The organism is Pseudomonas schmalbachii (genome assembly GCF_017589465.1).
In the GTDB taxonomy this organism is placed as follows: Bacteria; Pseudomonadota; Gammaproteobacteria; order Pseudomonadales; family Pseudomonadaceae; genus Pseudomonas; species Pseudomonas schmalbachii.
Genome location: NZ_JAELYA010000001.1, coordinates 862514 through 881113, shown reverse-complemented (window position 1 = coordinate 881113; position 18600 = coordinate 862514). Strand labels below are relative to the sequence as shown.

Below are 18600 nucleotides of genomic sequence, written 5' to 3'. Positions count from 1 at the left end.
ACGGAAACAGAACAAAGAGGAAACCGTGACATGGCCTACCAGCCCCAGGAAATCTTCTTCCGCAGCAACGCGCCGGTGACCGTCGACGAGGACAAGTGCATCGCCGACAAGGGCTGCACCGTGTGCGTCGAGGTCTGCCCTATGGACCTGCTGGCGATCAACCCGGCGACCCGCAAGGCGTACATGGCCTTCGACGAATGCTGGTACTGCATGCCCTGCGAGAAGGACTGCCCGACCGGCGCGGTGAAGGTGGAGATTCCGTACCTGCTGCGTTGATCGTTTGCGCGGGGATTCCCTCACCCCAACCCTCTCCCGGAGGGAGAGGGGGCACTTCTGCGTCGGGATATGTGCCGTGCAAACCGGCAACTCCGACCAGTCCCCTCTCCCTTGAGGGAGAGGGTTAGGGTGAGGGGGACGCTGCGACGCGATGCAAAAACTAAAGAAGAGCAAGTAACGCCATCCGGCCAACCACCGGACGCCTGATGAAACACCCCCTCGTTTCCCACCACCCGGACCGCGTGGCGGAGACGATTCCAACACTCAACGATTCGAGGGGAAACACCCATGCGCTTGCGTACAACCCTGGCCGGCCTCGCCCTGGCTATCGCTTCCATCCACGCCCAGGCCGAGACCATCCGCGTCGCCATCGGCACCCAGGACACCACCATCAACTGCGCCACCGGCGGCCTGCTGATCCGCGAACTCGGCCTGCTCGACAAGTACCTGCCGCACGATGGCAAGTACAAGGATGCCAAATACGAGATCGAGTGGAAGAACTTCACCAGCGGCGCGCCGCTGACCAACGAGATGGTCGCCGGCAAGCTGGACTTCGGCGCCATGGCCGACTTCCCCGGTTCGTTCAACGGCGTCGCCCACCTCGACGCCGGCAAGCGCAGCCTGTTCATCAGCGTGCTGTCGGGCAGCACCAAGGGCAGCGGCAACGGCATCGTGGTGCCGGCGGCGTCCGCCGTGCAGTCGCTGGAGCAGCTCAAGGGCAAGACCATCTCCGTGCCGTTCGCCTCCACCGCCCACGGCATGCTGTTGCGCGCTGTCGCCGCCCAGGGCTGGGACCCGGAGAAGGACGTGCGCATCATCGCCCAGGCACCGGAGATCGCCGGCTCGGCCCTGCGCAGCAACCGTATCGAGGCGCACGCCGACTTCGTGCCGTTCGCCGAGCTGTTCCCCAGCCGTGGCTTCGCCCGCAAGATCTACGACGGTTCCCAGGCCGAGTCGCCGACCTTCCACGGCGCGCTGGTGGATGCGGCCTATGCGAAGAAGTACCCGGAGATCGTCACCGCCTACCTGCGCGCCAGCCTGGAGGCCGACCGCCTGTTCGCCGCCGAGCCGGAGAAGTACAGCGAGCTGATCGAGAAGGTCACCGGCATCGAGGCCGAGGTGAACTACCTGTTCCACGGCCCGCTCGGCCTGCAGACCCGCGATCTGACCTGGAAGTCGGAATACCGCAAGGCGGTAGCGACCTCCATCGACACCCTCAAGCTGCTGAAGAAGACCGACCGCGGCCTGGATGTCGACAAGTTCGTCGATGACCAGTACATCCGCGCCGCCTTCCAGCAGTCCGGGCTGGACTACGACAAGGCGCTGGTCAACTACGCGCAGCTGCCGTTGCAGGCCAACGATGCCCTGACCGGCAAGCCGATCACCGACTTCAGGCGGCTGGCGCAGATCTGGGTGCGCGGCGAGGACAAGGTCCGTCACTACGCCTCGCCGGAGTCGGCGCTGAAGGCACTCGCGCAACTGGAGCAGGAAGGCAAGGACATCCGCGCCATCTACGCCCAGGCCGCCGACAGCGGGATCAAGCTGCTGGCCAACCAGGCGTGGTTCGTGCGCAACGACAAGGGCGAGCTCAGCGCCTTCCTGCTCAAGGACCAGGCCGAAGCCTACGCCCAGCAACACGGCGGCACGGCGCTGGATTTCGTCAGCGCCAATCAGAAGCTGGTGGCGGGGCGCTGACAACCCGTAATGGCGGGTTGCACCCGCCCTACAACCGCACCGGACCTGTAGGAGCCAGCTTGCTGGCGATCAACCGTGCGCGCCGGCAACTCCGGCGCTTAACCGGAAACGATGGATCGCCAGCAAGCTGGCTCCTACCAAAAGCCAAGCGCTCGAAGCGGAGATTTTCATGACCTCATTACACCGCTGGCCCCTGCGCCTCGCGTCGCTGGCCGCCTGCCTGCTGTTCTGGCAGGTCGCCGCCAGCCAGCGCCTGGACCTGGGCCTGCTCACCTTCACCTATGTGCCGACGCCAACTGCCGTGCTCGAAGCCGCCTGGGCGCTGGTCGAGTCCAGCAAGCTGCTGCCGCACCTGACCAGCAGCCTGGCGCGGGTGTTCGCCGGCTATCTGTCCGCCGCCGTGGTCGGTGTTCTGCTCGGCCTCGCCATCGGCCGCTCGAAGTGGGCCGAGGACAGCCTGCTGCCGCCGCTGGAGGTACTGCGACCGATTCCGGCCGTGGCCTGGATTCCGCTGGCGATCCTGATGTTCCCCTCGTCCGAGCTGTCGATGATCTTCATCACCTTCACCGGCGCGCTGTTCCCGATCCTGCTCAACACCGTGCACGGGGTGGAGGCCGTCGATCCGCGCCTGGTCGCCTCGGCGCGCAGCCTCGGTGCCGGGCGGCTGGCGATCCTGCGCGAGGTGGTGCTGCCGGGCGCCACGCCGAGCATCGTCACCGGCCTCGCCATCGGCATGGGCACCTCGTGGTTCTGCCTGGTGACCGCCGAGATGATCTCCGGGCAGTTCGGCATCGGCTACTACACCTGGGAGTCCTACACCATCCAGCGCTACCCGGAGATCATCGTCGGCATGTTGCTGATCGGCCTGCTCGGCATGGGCAGCAGCGGCCTGGTCAGGTATCTCGGTGGCCTGTTCACGCCCTGGTATCGCGGCAGGGGGAATGCCTGATGAGCATCTACGAACGCAACATCGAACCCGGCCGCATCGATATCGACCAACTGTCGATTCGGCTGGGGCAGGGCGCTCAAGCCTTCGAGGCGGTGCAGCGGCTGAGCTTCGCCGTCGAGCCCGGCGAGTTCGTCTGCATCCTCGGTCCCTCCGGCTGCGGCAAGTCGACCCTGCTCGGCGCGCTGGCCGGCCACCTGCAGCCCAGCGCCGGCAGCCTGCGCGTCGATGGTCAGCCAGTGAATGGACCCTCGCCCGAACGCGGCATGGTGTTCCAGCACCACACCTTGCTGCCCTGGCGCAGCGTGCTCGACAACGTCGCCTTCGGCCTGAAGATGCGCGGCATCGGCAAGGCCGAGCGACACGCGCAGGCCAGCGAAATGCTGCGTCTGGTCGGCCTGCAGGATTTCGCCGCGCGCTGGCCCAGCCAGCTTTCCGGTGGCATGCAGCAGCGCGCCGAGATCGCCCGCGTGCTGGTCAACCGGCCGCGCCTGCTGCTGATGGACGAACCCTTCGGCGCCCTCGACGCGCAGACACGCGCGCGCATGCAGGAACTGCTGCTGGACGTGTGGACGCGCATCCGCACCACCGTGGTGTTCGTCACCCACGACATCGACGAGGCGCTGTTCCTCGCCGACCGTGTGCTGGTGATGAGCCCGCGACCCGGACGTTTCATCGAGGACCTGCGCGTCGATTTTCGCCGCCCGCGGCAAGCGTCCCTGCTCACCAGCCCGGCCTTCGTCCACCTCAAGCGCCACTGCCTGGAACTGCTGCGCCACGAGGAAGGCCGCGAACTGCCGCGCCTGACCCCGCTCGGCCTTCCGACTACCGATCACCCGCCACTGCGAATCGCCCTATGACCGACCTGACCACCGATAACTCCGACATCCTCGATCTGCTGCCGCGCCTCGCTGATGAAGACGCCAGCGTGCGCCGCATCGCCCTGATCGACCTCGCCGATCTGGAGGACCCCGAGGCCTTGCCCTGGCTGATCCACGCTCTGCGCGACGACCCGGCCGCCGAGGTGCGCAGCGAGGCCGCGCGCCTGCTGGAAGGCTGGGAAGGGCCCGATGTGGTGGCCGCGCTCTGCGCTGCCCTGGCCGATGCCGACGAGGCGGTGCGCGGTGCCGCCGCGCAGAGCTTGTCCGAACTGAAGGACGCGCAGGCGGGCAGGGTGATCCTGCCCTGGGCCGCGCACGCCGATGCCTTCGTCCGCGCCAGCGCCTTGCGCGCCCTGCGTGAGTTGCGCCTGGCCGAGGCCGCGCCGCTGGCCCTGCGTGCGCTGGGAGACGCCGACGCCTTCGTGCGCCGCGAGGCGGTCGGCATTCTCGGCTGGCTCCGGCAGGGCGATGCATTGCCGGCCTTGGCACGCTTGGCCAGCGACGATGCCGATACCGAAGTGCGCCGCACCGCCACCGGCGCGCTGGGTTTCGGCAGCGACCCCAGCGTGCTGGCGTCCTTGCAGACGGCCCTCGTCGACCGGGAATGGCAGGTGCGCGAGGAGGCCGCCACCACGCTCGGCAAGATCGGTCTGGCCGAGGCCGGTCCGGCGCTGGTCGAGGCGCTTGGTGATAGCTACTGGCAGGTGCGTCTGCGCGCCGCCCGCGCCCTCGGCAAGCTGCGCTTCGTCGGGGCGCTGGCCGCGCTGGTCGAACTGCTCGGCCACAGCATCAGCAACCTGCGCAAGGAAGCGGCGCTGGCGCTCGGCGAACTGGCCGACCCGGCCGCGCTGCCGGCACTACAGGCCGCCGAACAGGACTGCGACCCGGAAGTACGCAAGGCCGTGCGCATCGCCATCGGCCAGTTGCAGGGTGGCGCGCGATGAACGCGCCGACCGCCCTGCGCAGCGCCGCCGGCCTGCTTACCCTGGAGTGGGCGGATGGCAAGGTCAGCCGGATCAGCCACGCCCGCCTGCGCGCCGCCTGTCCCTGCTCGCAGTGCCGCGCGGCGCGCCTGCACGGCCGCATCGACGCGGTGCCGGCGGACGTCCGCCTGCGCTCGATCAACGGGCAGGGCTACGGCGTGCAATTGCTGTTCAGCGATGGCCACGAGCGCGGCATCTATCCCTGGAGTTATCTGTGCGAGCTGGCCGGCTGAGCATCAGGCTTCGCCAAATATCGCCCGGGCTTCGGCGAAGCATTTCTCGGCCAGCACCGAGCGCGGTTCGGTGCGGCGCAGGACCAGACCAAGCGGGGCGTGCACGGTGGCCTCGGCGATGGGCAGTACGCGCAGGTGTTCGTTCAGGTCTTCCAGGCCGTTGGCAAGCGGCATGATCGCGCAGCAGATGCCGGCGCTCACCGCCTGGACCAGTTGGAAGGTGGATTCGCTTTCCAGCAGGGGCGTCGGGTCCAGCCCGCGGCTGCGGAAGCTCAGGTCGATGGACTGGCGGAAGTGCATGCCGCTGGTCAGCAGCCCCAGCGGCAGCTGGCCGAGGGCTTCCCATTGCAGTTCCGGCTGCTCGAAGGCGAAGAAGCGGGTGTCGTGCAGCAGGCCCATGCGCGTCGAGGCCAGTTCGATCACCTCGAAGAAGCTGCTGTCCACCTGGTCCAGGTAGCACAGCCCCAGGTCCAGCTGGTTGCGCGCGAGTCCGTCGATGATCTGCTCCGAACTCAGCGACGACAGCTGGAAGCGCAGCTCGGGGTAGCGCTCGGCCAGGGGTTTGAGCAGGTGGGTCGGGTTGAAGCTGGCCAGCGGCACCATGCCGAGGCACAGGCTGCCCACCAGTTGTCCCCGGCAACTCGCCGCCTCGGCCTGCAGGCCGTCGTGGGCCGACAGCAGCGTGCGGGCCCAGGCGAGGATGCGCTCGCCGGCCTCGGTGAAACCCTCGAAGCGCTGGCTGCGTTTCACCAGGACGAGATTCAGCTCGTCCTCCAGGTTGCGCAGGCGCATCGACAGCGTGGGCTGGGTGACATGGCAAAGCGCGGCAGCCTGGCCGAAGTGGCGGGTCTGGTCGAGGGCGATGAGGAATTTGAGTTGCTTGATGTCCATGGCTACGACGCTCCAGCGTGGCGATGACGAGTTTACGGCGTAGGTTGGCGCTGAGCTTGCGAAGCCCAACATCTGGTGGGGCCTGCACCCATTTCGTTGGGCTTCGTGCCTCAGCCCAACCTACGGGGGCGAAGCTGAGCCCCGACTTCAGCTCAGCACGAAGTCCACCGGCTCCAGCACCGGCGGCAGTTCCCAGTGGCCGAGGGAGGAAAGAATCTCCCGCTCGATGGTGCGGACCATGGCGTCGGTCGGCAGGTCGTTCTCGTCGCGGCCGAAGGGGTTTTCCAGTTCGTCGCCGATGGCGTCCAGGCCGAAGAAGGTGTAGCTGACCACGGCGGTGAAGAGCGGCGCCAGCCAGCCGAGTGGCAAGGCCATGGCGAACGGCAGCAGGATGCAGAAGATGTAGGCCGTGCGGTGCAGCAGCAGGGTGTAGGGGAACGGCAGCGGTGTCGACTTGATCCGCTCGCAGGTGGCCTGCGCCTCGGTCAGGCCGTTCAGGCGTTCCTCCAGGGCGATGGCCCGCCATTCGCTGATCGCCTGGCGCTGCGCCAGGTGCGTGCACTGCCGGCCGATGCGCCGCAGGATGGCGTCGCTGACGTTCTGGCCCGGCCGCTCGGGCAGGTCGGCCACCCACTTGCTCGCCGCGGCGAGTTCGTCCTCGTCGCGCAGCCTGGCGTTGAGCGCATGGGCGAAACCGCACAGCTCGCGCAGCAGCTTTTCGCGCAGGGCGTCGTTGCCGATCGCCACGCTCTGGCGGGCGAAGGCGCGAATCTCCAGGATCACCCGGCCCCAGGCCTTGCGGCCTTCCCACCAGCGGTCGTAGCAGGCGTTGTTGCGGAAGCTCATGAAGATCGACAGCGACAGGCCGAGCAGGGTGAAGGGCGTGGCCTCGACCCGCACGAACCAGTCGGGATGGATGGTCCCGACCAGCACGATGAGCGCCGCCAGCAGGGTGATCATCAGGCTGCGCACGGCGATGCGCCGGGCTATCGAGCCCTTCAGCGAGATCAGCACGTTGAGCAGGTTGGGTTTCGGTCGAACGATCATGGGTGTCGCGCCAGTCTGGTGGTGGAAGCGGGAAATCAGCCGCCGGTCATGTTCATGAAGCGAACGACCTGGACCTCGTCGTTGACCACGAAGTTGTGGCTCCAGGGCTTGATCCGCATGGCTTCGACGATGGCCTTCTCCAGCCGCTGCGGATCGCCGGGATGGGCGCGCAGCACGGCCTTCAGGTCCGCCGAGTGCTCGTTGCCGAGGCACAGCAGCAGGCGGCCCTCGACGGTCAGGCGCACGCGGTTGCAACTGCCGCAGAAGTTGTGGCTGTGCGGCGAGATGAAGCCGATGCGGATTTCCGGGGCCTCGGCCAGGCGCCAGTAGCGCGACGGGCCCTGGGTGGACTCGGCCGACTCCATCAGCGTGTAGCGCTCGGCGATGCGTGCGCGCACCTCGTCGCTGGAGCAGAAGGATTCGCCACGGCTGTGCTCGCTGATCGCGCCCAGCGGCATTTCCTCGATGAAGGAGATATCCAGCTGGCGGTCGATGGCGAAGCGCAGCAGATCGTTGATCTCGCCGTCGTTGCGGCCCTTGAGCACCACGCAGTTGAGCTTGATATGGCGGAAGCCCGCGTCGCGCGCCGCATCGATGCCGGCGATCACTTTCGCCAGATCGCCGGTGCGGGTCAGCTCGCGGAAGCGCTGCGGGTCGAGACTGTCGAGGCTGACGTTGAGCCGCGACAGCCCTGCGTCGAACAGCGGGCCGGCCAGGCGGGCGAGCTGCGAGCCGTTGGTGGTCATGCACAGTTCGCGCAGGCCGGGCAGGGCGGTGATACGCCGGCACAGCTCGACGATGCCGTTGCGCACCAGCGGTTCGCCACCGGTCAGGCGGATCTTGCGGGTGCCCAGGGCGACGAAGCGCTCGGCCAGCAGGTACAGCTCATCCAGGCTGAGGATGCGCTGCCGGGGCAGGAACTGCATGTCTTCGGCCATGCAGTAGACGCAGCGGAAGTCGCAGCGGTCGGTCACCGACATCCGCAGGTAGTCGATCTTCCGATCGAAGCCATCCAGCAAAATCCTGTCCGCCATGGGCGCCTCGTCATGTCCGCTGGCGGAGGAAGCTCGCGCCAGTCATGCGGAAAAGCTAAGCGCAGGCAGGCGCGGCGTCCAATCGGTAGTTGCGACCGAGTGATCGATGCTGTCTATCACTGCGCCAGGATTTCGATTTTCGCCATGAAACCCTCGTCGATAGTGGTTTTCGGAGTGATAGAGGGTTTCGATCAAGTCGTCACGAATAGCGATTGGACGCCCGTTTCGAATGGCCATAGCCTGAATGCGAACACAGGCTTTCGTAGCTGATCGACATTCCCTATCACCACGCCGCTGCAGGTGTCCGTTCGCGAGCGAACAGGCGCCACGGGCTTCTGCAGCCCGCAGAAAGGTGGCGACGGGGACAGACCAGCCAGGCGCCGGGTTTCACCCTGGTGGCCTACTTCCTGCCCCTGATATTGCCGGCAACCCCGCCGGCGACGGCGCCGATCGCCGCGCCGGTCCAGCCGCTGCCGCCGGAGATCGCGGCAATGCCGGCGCCGGCCGCGGCACCGATGGCTGCGCCGCTCAACGTCCCCTGCTGCTGGGAACTCATCGACGTGCAGCCGATCACGCTCGCTGCGGTGAGGGCTGCGGCAAACGCCAGGAATCGCTTCATGTTCATCTCCGCTACTTGTTCCGCTGCAAACCGGGCACGACCATCTCGAACCAGATGGTCTCGATGACGGGCTGATTCACGCGGTCCGGATTGGCGGCGTACCACTTGTCGAGCCCTTCGCGCACGGTGTCGAGCGTCTGGCCCTTCAGGCCCCTGGCGAAACGCGGAATCAGGCTCTGCTCATCGGACGGCGGCGTCGATCCGTGGAAGGCCGCCTCCACGTGGTAGGCATTGGCGATGCCGACGAGATAGGCCTTCTTGATCTGCTCCGACGACTGCATCCATTGCTCGCCGGTGACCATCGGCACCTCGTCGGCACGGGAAATGCCCGATGTCGTCGCCAGGGCCACGCATGCCGCGAATGCCAGCGTGCCCATTCGCAATGCCCTCATCGCTTCCCTCCTCGCCAGGCCGAGCCTCGGCGATGTGGCGCGGCCCGCAGTGGCGGGTCGCGCGTCGAACCGGTCGAACATCGAAACTCCATCGGACTCCCGCCCGGTCCGAATGTCAATGCCTGGGCGCCGCAGCCGATATCAGCTCCCTGCGGCGCGCTTCATGCAGTTCTGGTAGCGCCCGTCGACCCGCCGGGCGAACCACTCGGTGGTCAGCTTGCGGGTGATCTTCGGACTCTTCAGGTCGATGCCGGGCATCGTTTCGCGGGGCAGCTTGCGCCGCTCGATCTTCTCGGCCAGGGCGAAGACCCGCTCGTACAGATCGGTTTCCTCGAATTCCAGGCTGTCGCCCTTGAGCAGCGCCCGGCGGATGGCGGACTCGCCAAGGCCGAGCTGCTTCTGCAGGGCGCGCACCGCCAGTTCGGTTGTGCCGGCCTTGCTGGAACCATGGATGACCAGGTCGCCGTCCAGCGCCAGCGGAATGCCCGAGGCGAGGCTTACCGCCTGCTGGAACGCGGCGTTGCGACTGGCGTACCAGCCTGCGTTGAAATCGGCGAAGCGGTACAGCGGCCGCGGGTAGTGGACCGGGTAGCCAAGCAGGTGGGCGATGCCGAAGTACATGCCGCCGCGCCGGGTGAAGACTTCCTGGCGAATGGAGCCATCGACCGGATAGGGGTAGCGCTGCGCATTGGCTTCGGCGAAGGCGATGCTCACCTGCATCGGGCCGCCGGTGTGCACCGGGTTCAGGCTGCCGAACAGTTTCTGGCCGAGGGGCACCATGCCGATGAAGTCGTTGAAGATGGCGCTCAGCTCCTTCTCGGTGCGCACCGTGGACAGGCGCTGTTCGTAGGTCTTGCCGGTGGGCGAGTCGATCTTCAGGGCGGCGCTCACCAGCAGCGCCGGCACGTGCAGGCGACTGGCGCGCCGCTGGATTTCCTCCCGGGCGATCTTCGCCAGCCCCGGCACGGGCGGATCGGCCTGGTAGGTGGACTCCTGCTCGGTGACCGCCAGCACGGCGCAGAGGTTGCTGTCGCTGGGCGCGATGCCCTGGGCGGCGAAGGCGGCCTGGATATCCGTGGCCCAGCCCTGGCGGTCCGGCACCTTGGCCGGCATCAGCCTGACCACCTTGGCCCGCACTTCGGCCGGGCGCAGCACCGGCTCCTGCGGTTTCTGTGTGCCGCACGCGGCCAGGGCAAGTAGCGTGGCAAGAAAGGCGGAACGTGTGACGAGGTCGCTCATGGAATGGCAGTCTTCTCAATGGAGCGGGACAGTGGAAAGGCATCGTAGGATGGGTTGAGCTTGCGATACCCATCATCCGGAACAGCATGGGTATCGCTTCGCTCAGACTGCGCTGCGCAGCACCGGCGTTGCGATTCTCTCACCCCAACCCTCTCCCGGAGGGAGAGGGGGCACAATTGCGTCGGGCGATATGCCGTGCCAGCCGGCAACTCTGAACAGTCCCCTCTCCCTCGAGGGAGAGGGCTAGGGTGAGGGGGCATCGCGACGATGCCAGGCCCGCCAGTTCAATTCCCGCCGACCACCCGATAGCAGGGCTTATACGCCGCGCCGCCGGGCAGCTTCATGCGGTGCTGTTTGACGAAAGCCTGCAACAGCTGGTCGAGCGGTTTCATCACCCGGGCATCGCCATGGATTTCGTAGGGGCCGTGCTCTTCGATCAGGCGTACGCCCTTTTCCTTGACGTTGCCGGCCACGATGCCGGAGAACGCGCGGCGCAGGTTCGCCGCCAGCTCGTGGGGCGGAAGCGCGGTGCTGAGCTGCAGGCTGCCCATGTGCTCGTGGGTCGGGTCGAACGGGCGCTGGAAGTGCTCGTCGATGTTCAGCAGCCAGTTGAAGTGAAAGGCGTCGTTGCGTTCCCGGCGGAACTGCTTGACCTCCTTCAGCCCCTGGGCCATCTGCCGCGCCACTTCGGCGGGGTCGTCGATGATGATCTTGTAGCGCCGCTGCGTGACCTCGCCCAGGGTCGCGCCGACGAATTCATGCAGTTGCCGCAGGTAGGGCTCGGCGCTCCGGGGGCCGGTGAGCACCAGCGGGAAGGGCAGGTCGGCGTTGGCCGGGTGCATGAGAATGCCCAGCAGGTAGAGGAACTCCTCCGCGGTGCCGACCCCGCCCGGGAAGATGACGATGCCATGGCCGACGCGTACGAAGGCTTCCAGGCGCTTTTCGATGTCCGGCAGGATCACCAGCTCGTTGACGATAGGGTTGGGCGCCTCCGCGGCGATGATCCCCGGCTCCGTCAGCCCGAGGTAGCGGCCGCCGTGATGGCGCTGCTTCGCGTGGCCGATGGTGGCCCCCTTCATCGGCCCTTTCATCACACCGGGACCGCAACCGGTGCAGACATCCAGGTTGCGCAGGCCGAGCTCGTGGCCGACCCGCTTGGAATAGATGTATTCCTCGCTGCTGATCGAATGCCCGCCCCAGCACACGACGATCTTCGGGTCCACGCCCGGCCGCATGGTGCGGGCGTTGCGCAGCAGGTGGAAGACGTAATCGGTGATGCCCTGCGAACTGTTCAGGTCGACGCGCTGGTTCTCCAGCTCGCTGGCGGTGTAGACGATATCGCGCAATGCGCTGAAGAGCATTTCGCGGGTGCCGGCGATCATTTCGCCATCGACGAAGGCGTCGGCCGGCGCATTGACCAGTTCCAGGCGCACGCCACGGTCCTGCTGGTGAATGCGGACCTCGAAGTCGCGGTAGGCGTCGAGGATGGTCCTGGCGTCGTCGATACGCGCGCCGGTGTTGAGAATGGCTAGCGCGCACTGGCGGAAGAGGCCGTAGATGCTGCCCGAGCCAGCTTCGCTGAGCTGCTGCACTTCACGCTGGGACAGGGTTTCGAGGGTGCCCTTGGGGCTGACGGCGGCGTTGACGGTGAATCTGGAGGACTTTACTGCTTCCATGTATGCGATTCCGACTTCTGGCATCTGGATCATCGACCGCGTGTCCGCGGTGTCGTGCCCCGGTGGCCGCAAGGGCGGCCAGGAAAGATGGGGCCTGTCCTGAATAGTAGTTCGACCGTGCCGCGCAAGACGAGCCTGGCTGCGTGGCATCATTCCGTTCACCTATGCTTCTGGTTATGTATGAGCCTGTGCGACAGTTGCTCCCTCATCATTGAAACCCGCATCCAGGGCGATGGCGAGCCTTCGACTACTTCGCCGACTTCACGCACCCGTACCGTACCTCCCTGGATGGGGAGTACCCATAGAAGGCGGCGTAACACTTGCTGAAGTGGCTGGCCGAAGCAAAGCCGCAGGCGATGCTCACTTCGGAAATGGGCAGGTCCGAGTGCTGGAGCAGGCGACGGCTCTCGGTTATCCGCAATTCCAGATAGAAACGCACCGGCGTGGTTCCCAGTTGCTGCTTGAACAGCCGTTCGAGCTGTCGCTTGGAGCGGCCGACATAAACGGCAAGCTGATCCTGGCTCAGGGGTTCTTCGATGTTCGCGCTCATCAGGGTGATCGCATCCCGGACCGGCTCGCTCATTTTCTCGTGCAGCGACGGATGCACTCTTCGATAGCGGGACTCTTCGAAGGCGAGGATATCGACGATGGCGTCGACCAGTCCGCGTCCATGCAGGTTGTCGATCCATTTCAGCACCATGTTGAAGGCGCCCATGGGGCTCGCGGCGGTGAGCCGGTCGCGGTCGACCACATAGCTCTCGCAGGTCACCTGGCTGTTCCTGGCTATTTCGGCGAGCGCTGCCCGATTCTCCGGATGCACGGCGCACTTGTAGCCGTCGAGCAGCCCCGCCTGACCCAGGAACCAGGCGCCATTCCACAGCCCGGCCAGTGCGATGCCCTTTTCGGCCGCTGCCTGCAACAGGTGCGTCAGCTCGGGTGTGGGACGCAGCGCCGTTCGCAGGCCGCCGCACACCACCAGAAGATCGAACTCGTGCAGGTGCTCGATCCGCAGTGCCGCGCTCGGGGTGATGACCAGCCCGAGGTCGCTGGCGGCCGAGTTTCCATCCAGGCTGAAGGTCCGCGTGGCAAAAGCTCCCGCCCTGATCAGGTTCGCGGTGACCAGGGTGTCGAGCGCTTGCGTGAAGGCCGGAAGAGAAAAGTGTTCGAGCAGGACGAAGCCCACCCGTGCTTCCGGCAGGAACTCGTCCTTCTGTTCGCCAACGAAGCGGAGGTTGCGTCCCTGCAAGCCATCGCTGAAATACCTCCTTTCTTTCAATCTCGTCCTCTTTCCTTCCAACGGGTCCAACGATTCAGCGCCCGGGCCGACGAAGTCATCGGGCCAGGCAAAAGCTTGAAAACAGGAAGCGCCCGGACGTCGTCGCCCGGGCGCTTCCTGTTCGATCATTTACCGCGACTGGCCGGCAGAAGTGCCTGGCCGTTCAGGTCAGGCCGGTTTCCCCGCGGCGCCAGCATGCTTGGGTTGCTGGTGCGGTCGTTTGGTGGCGATGCCGATGAGCATGATCGCCACGGCCAGCCCCAGGGTCGAAGTCACTTCGAGCCGGTGCTGGGGCATGACGAACATCACGCCCAGGGCGAAGACGATGAAGGCGATGACGGCCCAGGTCAGCCAGGGGAACAGCCACATCCTGAAGGCGATTTCGGCATTGCGCTTCTGCAGCATCGAGCGCATGCGCAGCTGCGAGAAGGCGATCACCAGATAGACCAGCAGGGCAATCGATCCGGAGCTGGCCAGCAGGAAGGCGAACACCTGGGACGGCGCGAAGAAGTTCAGGGCCGTGGTCAGCATGCCGATCAGGGTGCTGGCGATGACGGCCGCGCGGGGCACGCCGGCGCCGGAGGTGCGCTGGATGAAGGCCGGCGCATCGGAGCGCTTGCCGAGCGAATAGATCATGCGCGAGGAAATGTAGATCGAGGAGTTCAGGCAGCTGGCGACCGCCACCAGCACCACCATGTCGACCAGGAACTTCGCGTAGGGGATGTTCATGATTTCCAGCGCGCGCTGGTAGGAACCCTGCACCGGCAGCAGCGGGTCGTTCCACGGCACGATGGAGATGATCACGAAGATCGACAAAAGGTAGAAAACACTGATCCGCCAGATCACGGAACGGGTGGCCTTGGCGATGTTCCTGGCCGGGTTGCTCGACTCGGACGCCGCGATGGTCACCGCTTCCGTGCCCATGTAGCTGAACATCGTCGTCAGCAGGGCGCCGAAGATCGCCGTCCAGCCGTTGGGCATGAAGCCGTCGTGTGCCACCAGCAGACGCTGCAGGCCGCTGACTTCGCGATCGGGCAGCAAGCCGAGCAGGGCGGCAGCGCCCAGCGCGATGAAGGCCACGATGGCGATGATCTTGAGCATGGCGAACCAGAACTCGAACTCGCCGTATTTCGCCACGCTGAAGAGGTTCGTGGCGGTCAGCAGCACGGTCACCGACATCGCGTAGAACCAGGTCTCGAATTGCGGGAACCAGTTGTTCAGCACGACGCCCGCGGCAATCGCCTCGATGGGAATCACCAGCACCCAGAACCACCAGTACAGCCAGCCGATGGTGAAGCCGGCCCAGCGGCCGATGGCCTGGTCCGCGTAGGTGGAGAACGAGCCCGTGTCGGGGCTGGCGACCGCCATTTCCCCAAGCATGCGCATGACCAGCACCACCAGGGTCCCGGCCAATGCATACGCCACGATCGCGGCAGGGCCGGCCGCCGCGATGGCGTGTCCGGAGCCGACGAACAATCCCGCGCCGATGATGCCGGCTATCGAGAGCATGGTGATATGGCGAGGCTTGAAGCCTTGCGCCAGTCCGCCGCTTGCGTTTTCCGCTCTGGTGATGGTCATTCGGATCTCTTCTCTTGGACTTGTTATGGGAGACGCAAAGCTGCCGCCAGGTCGCCGGGAGCCTGGGCGCCGGCCCTTGCCGGTTCGCCGCTGGGCTCGCCGGCAATCGCTGTCGGCAGGCATCACGCGAGGCCAACATAGTCCACGTGGCCTGGAGGCCGGTTGGTCCTACTCGCCACCGGGTTGAGGAAAAACGACATCGTCTTGTGCGCTTGCGGCATCTCGTCAGGCGGCGGCCGGTTCGTCGGGCTTGCTCCGCGCCGACAGAACCGTGGCGACGATGATCAGGGCCGCCCCGGCAACCATCAGCAGCGAGGGTCGCTCGCCGAAAAGCCACCAGGCGCAGGCAATGGCGTACACCGGCTCCAGCGCGATGATCATTCCGGCGCTGCGCGCATCGAGACCGTCCAGGCTCTTCACGAACAGGTACTGCGACAGCCCCGTGCAGAACACGCCCAGGAGGCCGAGGTAGATCCAGTCGGTCGTCGTCAGCCCGTCGGTCATGAAGCCTTCCAGCGAAAACGGCGAGATCAGCAGGGCGACGGTCATGTTCTGCCAGAAGGCCACCTGCATGGCGTCCATCCCCCGCGTGGCGCGGCGGTTGGTCATGGCCAGCATGGCGAAGGAAAGGCCGGAAGCCAGGCCCCAGAGCAGCCCGACCGTGCCCTGGTTGCCCAGGTCGAACGAAGGCGTGACGAGCACCAGTCCGATGCTGACCAGCAGCAGGAGGACGGCTTCGCGTGCGCCGATCCGTTCGCGGAAAACCAGCAGGTCCAGCAGGGCGATGAAGGCCGGGAAGCTGGCGAAGCCAAGCGTCGCCACCGCGACTCCGCCGACCTTGATGGCGATGAAGAAGGTGACCCAGTGGGCCGTGAGCATGGCGCCGGAGAGGAACAGGATCGCCAGCTTTCGCCAGCTCAGCCCGCGAAACAGGGAACGTCGCTGCACTTGCGCAACGACCAGCAGGGCAAGCACCGCGAAGGCGGCGCGACCGAAGGTGATGACGGTGGCATCGGCATGGATCAGCGCGCCGAAAATGCCGGTCAGGCCGAAGAGCACCGCTGCGATGTGGGCAACGGTCAGGGAAGCACGATGGCTGCTCGAAGGAGCAACCTGGGTTACATCTACGGAAAGCATGGGCAGCAGGTCTTTACGAATGGCGTGGCCGACACACTCCCCTGTGGTCGTGCGCACTGGTTTCGATGACGAATGGGGATTCGGGATGACATCCGGACGCGGTGGATGCCGGGTGCTGCAGCGTTGGCGGCGCTCTTCCTGAGCTATTGGCTGCTTGCGTGCGGGTAGAACGAAAGGTCGCCCGCTTCGCCGCCGCGCGGAACACGGTGGCGAAGCGGGTCGGTCGGCGCTCGTCTTATTCGGAAGCGTCGATCCAGATGGTCTTCAGTTCGGTGTACTGGTCATGGGCCCAGATCGACTTGTCGCGGCCGCCGAAGCCGGACTCCTTGTAGCCGCCGAACGGCGTGGAGGCATCGCCCTCGCCGAAGCAGTTGACGGTGACCACGCCGGCACGGATCGCCCGCGACAGCTTGAGCGCATTGCGCAGGCTGCCGGTGTAGACCGAGGCGGCGAGGCCGTAGACCGAATCGTTGGCCAGGGCGATGGCTTCGTCGACGTCGCTGAAGCTGGTGACTGCCAGGACCGGGCCGAAGATCTCTTCGCGGAACAGGCGGCTGTCGGGGCTCACGCCATCGTAGACAGTCGGCTGGACGAAGATGCCCTGCTCGGTCTTGCCGCCGAAGACGGTATCCAGCTTCTCGGCGCCGGCCTGCTCGATGTACGAGCGGACCTTCTCGAAATGGGACTTGCTGATCATCGCGCCGAGGCGGTTTTCCGGGTCCAGCGGGTCGCCCATCTTCCAGTCGCGCATGTGCACGCCGATGCGTTCCAGCAACGCGTCCTTGATCTCGGCATGGACGATGAGGCGCGACGAGGCGGAGCAGTTCTCGCCCATGTTCCAGAAGGCGCCGTTGACCACGTGCTGGGCGACGTGGTCGAGGTCTTCCACGTCGTTCATCACCACGGCCGGGTTCTTGCCGCCGCACTCCAGCACCACGCGCTTGAGGTTCGACTCGGCGGCGTACTTCAGGAACAGCCGGCCGGTCTCGGTCGAGCCGGTGAAGCTGACCATGGACACGTCCGGATGGCGGCCGATGGCTTCGCCGGCGTCCTTGCCGCCGCCGGGCACCACGTTGAACACGCCGGCCGGCACACCCGCCTCGAAGGCGAGTTCGGCGACGCGCAGGGCGGTGAGGGTGGTTTCCTTGGCCGGCTTGACCACGATGGAGCAGCCCGCGGCCAGCGACGGGCCGATCTTCCAGGCGAGCATCAGCAGCGGGAAGTTCCACGGCAGCACCAGGCCGACCACGCCGATGGCCTCGCGCACCACCATGGTCACCGCGCCGCCGACCGGGGCGGTGGCGTCGTAGATCTTGTCGATCAGCTCGGCGTGCCAGCGCAGGGTGTGGATCGTCTCGGGAACGTCGATGGTCTGGCATTCGCGGACGGGCTTGCCGCTGTCCAGGCTCTCCATCACGGCCAGCTCGTGGGCGTTGTCTTCGAGCAGCTGGGCGAAGCGCAGCAGCACCGACTTGCGCTCGGCGGGGGAGCGCTTGTGCCAGCGGCCGTCTTCGAATGCCTGGCGGGCGCTGGCCACGGCAACGTCCACATCGGCGGCGTCGCACGCCGCGATGCTGGCCAGCGCTTCGCCGGTCGCCGGGTTGGTCGAGGTGAAGGTCCTGCCCGACAGCGAGTCGCGGAAGCTGCCGTCGATGAACGCCTGGGTGCGGAAGTTCAGCTTCGCGGCAATCGCCGCGTACTCCTGTTTGCTCAGCAAGTCAGCCATTGTTGGAACCCTCGCTGATCTTCGCGATGTTGCGCTTGAGTACGCTGAGGATCTCCTTCAGCGCCTGCTTCTCTTCGCTTTCCAGCGGCTGCATCGGCGCGCGTACGCCGCCGGCGCGCAGGCCGCTCAGCTCGCAGCCGTGCTTGATGGACTGGATGAACTTGCCGCTTTCGAGGAAGTCCATCAGCGGCATCATTTCGGCCATGATGCGGCGGCCCTTGTCGAAGTCCTTCTCGATCACGCACGCCTCGTACAGGGCGACGTGTTCGCGGGGAATGAAGTTGGAGCCGGCGCAGACCCAGCTGCGGGCGCCCCAGGCGAAGAACTCCAGGGCCAGGTCGTCCCAGCCGCAGGACAGGGCGATTTCGGGGTGCGACACCGCCAGGCGGTGCAGGCGGGCGGTGTCGCCCGAGCTTTCCTTGATGGCGACGATGTTCTTGCAGTCGGCCACTTCGGCGAAGAACTCGTCGCCCATGCCGACGCCCATGCGGGCGGGGTAGTTGTAGAGCATGATCGGCAGGTCCGCCGCGCGGTCGACGGCGCGGACGTGCAGGGCGATTTCCTTCTGGGTCGGCAGGGCGTACGGCGGGGAGCCGACCAGGATCGCATCGGCCTTGATGGCTTTGGCCGCTTCGGCGTAGGCGACCGATTCCTCGGTGCGGATGGCGCCGGTGCCGACCACCAGGGGCAGGCGGCCGTTGATCACATCACTGGCCTGGGCGGCGAGATCGAAGCGCTCCTGGGCGGTATGGGCGTAGTACTCGCCCGTGGAGCCGCCGATGACGATGCCGTGGACCTTCGATTCGATCAGGTATTCCAGCACTTCGGCAAAGGCCGGTTTGTCGATGGTTCCCGCTGCGGTCAGGGGAGTGATTGCCGGGGTGAAGATACCGTCGAAGTTCATTATTGGATTCTCCTGGGGGTGAGGGCCTTGCCTGTCGCCGCGCGGCTGAGTCGTGCGGCGGCGCGGC

18 protein-coding genes are annotated in these 18600 nt (G+C 66.2%); 6 read left to right on the top strand and 12 right to left on the bottom strand.

Features of this window, described 5'->3' with window-relative positions; all coding sequences use genetic code 11:
* Nucleotides 1-30 precede the first annotated feature (30 nt).
* From JFY56_RS03860 to JFY56_RS03835, 6 genes are all read left to right on the top strand, one after another.
* Entirely contained in the window at nucleotides 31-276 is a 246-nt protein-coding gene (locus JFY56_RS03860) for a 4Fe-4S dicluster domain-containing protein (RefSeq protein ID WP_208312138.1), read from the top strand.
* Nucleotides 277-564: 288 nt separating this feature from the next.
* On the top strand, nucleotides 565-1971 hold the full coding sequence (locus tag JFY56_RS03855) for an ABC transporter substrate-binding protein (RefSeq protein ID WP_208312137.1): 1407 nt from the start codon (nucleotides 565-567) through the stop codon (nucleotides 1969-1971).
* Nucleotides 1972-2140: 169 nt separating this feature from the next.
* Nucleotides 2141-2920, top strand: a complete 780-nt coding sequence (locus JFY56_RS03850) for an ABC transporter permease (RefSeq protein ID WP_208312136.1) — start codon at nucleotides 2141-2143, stop codon at nucleotides 2918-2920.
* On the top strand, nucleotides 2920-3777 hold the full coding sequence (locus JFY56_RS03845) for an ABC transporter ATP-binding protein (protein WP_208312135.1): 858 nt from the start codon (nucleotides 2920-2922) through the stop codon (nucleotides 3775-3777). The genes JFY56_RS03850 and JFY56_RS03845 overlap by 1 nt, the downstream gene beginning before the upstream one ends.
* A complete protein-coding gene (locus JFY56_RS03840) occupies nucleotides 3774-4742 on the top strand; it encodes a HEAT repeat domain-containing protein (protein WP_208312134.1) in 969 nt (322 codons plus the stop codon). Before JFY56_RS03845 ends, JFY56_RS03840 begins: the two co-directional genes overlap by 4 nt.
* Nucleotides 4739-5014, top strand: a complete 276-nt coding sequence (locus JFY56_RS03835; protein WP_208312133.1) for a DUF971 domain-containing protein — start codon at nucleotides 4739-4741, stop codon at nucleotides 5012-5014. The genes JFY56_RS03840 and JFY56_RS03835 overlap by 4 nt, the downstream gene beginning before the upstream one ends.
* A gap of 3 nt (nucleotides 5015-5017) precedes the next feature.
* Here JFY56_RS03835 and JFY56_RS03830 read toward each other — a convergent pair whose 3' ends face one another.
* From JFY56_RS03830 to JFY56_RS03775, 12 genes are all read right to left on the bottom strand, one after another.
* On the bottom strand, nucleotides 5018-5905 hold the full coding sequence (locus JFY56_RS03830; protein WP_208312132.1) for a LysR family transcriptional regulator: 888 nt from the start codon (nucleotides 5903-5905) through the stop codon (nucleotides 5018-5020).
* A 147-nt stretch (nucleotides 5906-6052) separates the two neighbouring features.
* Entirely contained in the window at nucleotides 6053-6952 is a 900-nt protein-coding gene (locus JFY56_RS03825) for a bestrophin family protein (protein ID WP_208312131.1), read from the bottom strand.
* 35 nt (nucleotides 6953-6987) lie between these two features.
* Nucleotides 6988-7986 carry a GTP 3',8-cyclase MoaA gene (moaA, locus tag JFY56_RS03820; protein ID WP_208312130.1) on the bottom strand — a complete coding sequence of 333 codons (999 nt, stop codon included), beginning with the start codon at nucleotides 7984-7986 and terminating at the stop codon, nucleotides 6988-6990.
* Nucleotides 7987-8386: 400 nt separating this feature from the next.
* Nucleotides 8387-8605: a YMGG-like glycine zipper-containing protein gene (locus JFY56_RS03815; protein ID WP_208312129.1), complete on the bottom strand. Its 219-nt coding sequence runs from the start codon at nucleotides 8603-8605 to the stop codon at nucleotides 8387-8389.
* A gap of 11 nt (nucleotides 8606-8616) precedes the next feature.
* Nucleotides 8617-9078 (bottom strand): hypothetical protein, encoded by a 462-nt coding sequence (locus tag JFY56_RS03810; RefSeq protein ID WP_236032415.1) that lies wholly within the window; start codon nucleotides 9076-9078, stop codon nucleotides 8617-8619.
* Between the two features lie 60 nt (nucleotides 9079-9138).
* Nucleotides 9139-10236 (bottom strand): DUF1615 domain-containing protein, encoded by a 1098-nt coding sequence (locus JFY56_RS03805; protein ID WP_208312128.1) that lies wholly within the window; start codon nucleotides 10234-10236, stop codon nucleotides 9139-9141.
* Nucleotides 10237-10520: 284 nt separating this feature from the next.
* Nucleotides 10521-11912 (bottom strand): nucleotide 5'-monophosphate nucleosidase PpnN, encoded by a 1392-nt coding sequence (gene ppnN, locus JFY56_RS03800; protein WP_208312127.1) that lies wholly within the window; start codon nucleotides 11910-11912, stop codon nucleotides 10521-10523.
* Between the two features lie 247 nt (nucleotides 11913-12159).
* Nucleotides 12160-13188: a GlxA family transcriptional regulator gene (locus JFY56_RS03795; RefSeq protein WP_208312507.1), complete on the bottom strand. Its 1029-nt coding sequence runs from the start codon at nucleotides 13186-13188 to the stop codon at nucleotides 12160-12162.
* Between the two features lie 168 nt (nucleotides 13189-13356).
* On the bottom strand, nucleotides 13357-14766 hold the full coding sequence (gene gabP / locus JFY56_RS03790; RefSeq protein ID WP_208312126.1) for a GABA permease: 1410 nt from the start codon (nucleotides 14764-14766) through the stop codon (nucleotides 13357-13359).
* 225 nt (nucleotides 14767-14991) lie between these two features.
* Nucleotides 14992-15903, bottom strand: coding sequence for a DMT family transporter (locus tag JFY56_RS03785; RefSeq protein ID WP_208312125.1), 912 nt, complete (start codon nucleotides 15901-15903; stop codon nucleotides 14992-14994).
* A gap of 235 nt (nucleotides 15904-16138) precedes the next feature.
* Nucleotides 16139-17629: an aldehyde dehydrogenase gene (locus tag JFY56_RS03780; protein ID WP_208312124.1), complete on the bottom strand. Its 1491-nt coding sequence runs from the start codon at nucleotides 17627-17629 to the stop codon at nucleotides 16139-16141.
* Nucleotides 17622-18533, bottom strand: coding sequence for a dihydrodipicolinate synthase family protein (locus JFY56_RS03775; RefSeq protein ID WP_208312123.1), 912 nt, complete (start codon nucleotides 18531-18533; stop codon nucleotides 17622-17624). The genes JFY56_RS03780 and JFY56_RS03775 overlap by 8 nt, the downstream gene beginning before the upstream one ends.
* Nucleotides 18534-18600: the final 67 nt, after the last annotated feature.

Coding starts and splice junctions, on each gene's coding strand:
- JFY56_RS03830 (WP_208312132.1), bottom strand. CDS start 5,905: ATGGACATCAAGCAACTCAAATTCCTCATCGCCCTCGACCAGACCCGC.
- JFY56_RS03785 (WP_208312125.1), bottom strand. CDS start 15,903: ATGCTTTCCGTAGATGTAACCCAGGTTGCTCCTTCGAGCAGCCATCGT.
- JFY56_RS03825 (WP_208312131.1), bottom strand. CDS start 6,952: ATGATCGTTCGACCGAAACCCAACCTGCTCAACGTGCTGATCTCGCTG.
- JFY56_RS03805 (WP_208312128.1), bottom strand. CDS start 10,236: ATGAGCGACCTCGTCACACGTTCCGCCTTTCTTGCCACGCTACTTGCC.
- JFY56_RS03810 (WP_236032415.1), bottom strand. CDS start 9,078: ATGTTCGACCGGTTCGACGCGCGACCCGCCACTGCGGGCCGCGCCACA.
- JFY56_RS03860 (WP_208312138.1), top strand. CDS start 31: ATGGCCTACCAGCCCCAGGAAATCTTCTTCCGCAGCAACGCGCCGGTG.
- JFY56_RS03850 (WP_208312136.1), top strand. CDS start 2,141: ATGACCTCATTACACCGCTGGCCCCTGCGCCTCGCGTCGCTGGCCGCC.
- JFY56_RS03855 (WP_208312137.1), top strand. CDS start 565: ATGCGCTTGCGTACAACCCTGGCCGGCCTCGCCCTGGCTATCGCTTCC.
- JFY56_RS03840 (WP_208312134.1), top strand. CDS start 3,774: ATGACCGACCTGACCACCGATAACTCCGACATCCTCGATCTGCTGCCG.
- JFY56_RS03775 (WP_208312123.1), bottom strand. CDS start 18,533: ATGAACTTCGACGGTATCTTCACCCCGGCAATCACTCCCCTGACCGCA.
- JFY56_RS03815 (WP_208312129.1), bottom strand. CDS start 8,605: ATGAAGCGATTCCTGGCGTTTGCCGCAGCCCTCACCGCAGCGAGCGTG.
- ppnN (WP_208312127.1), bottom strand. CDS start 11,912: ATGGAAGCAGTAAAGTCCTCCAGATTCACCGTCAACGCCGCCGTCAGC.
- JFY56_RS03780 (WP_208312124.1), bottom strand. CDS start 17,629: ATGGCTGACTTGCTGAGCAAACAGGAGTACGCGGCGATTGCCGCGAAG.
- JFY56_RS03835 (WP_208312133.1), top strand. CDS start 4,739: ATGAACGCGCCGACCGCCCTGCGCAGCGCCGCCGGCCTGCTTACCCTG.
- moaA (WP_208312130.1), bottom strand. CDS start 7,986: ATGGCGGACAGGATTTTGCTGGATGGCTTCGATCGGAAGATCGACTAC.
- gabP (WP_208312126.1), bottom strand. CDS start 14,766: ATGACCATCACCAGAGCGGAAAACGCAAGCGGCGGACTGGCGCAAGGC.
- JFY56_RS03845 (WP_208312135.1), top strand. CDS start 2,920: ATGAGCATCTACGAACGCAACATCGAACCCGGCCGCATCGATATCGAC.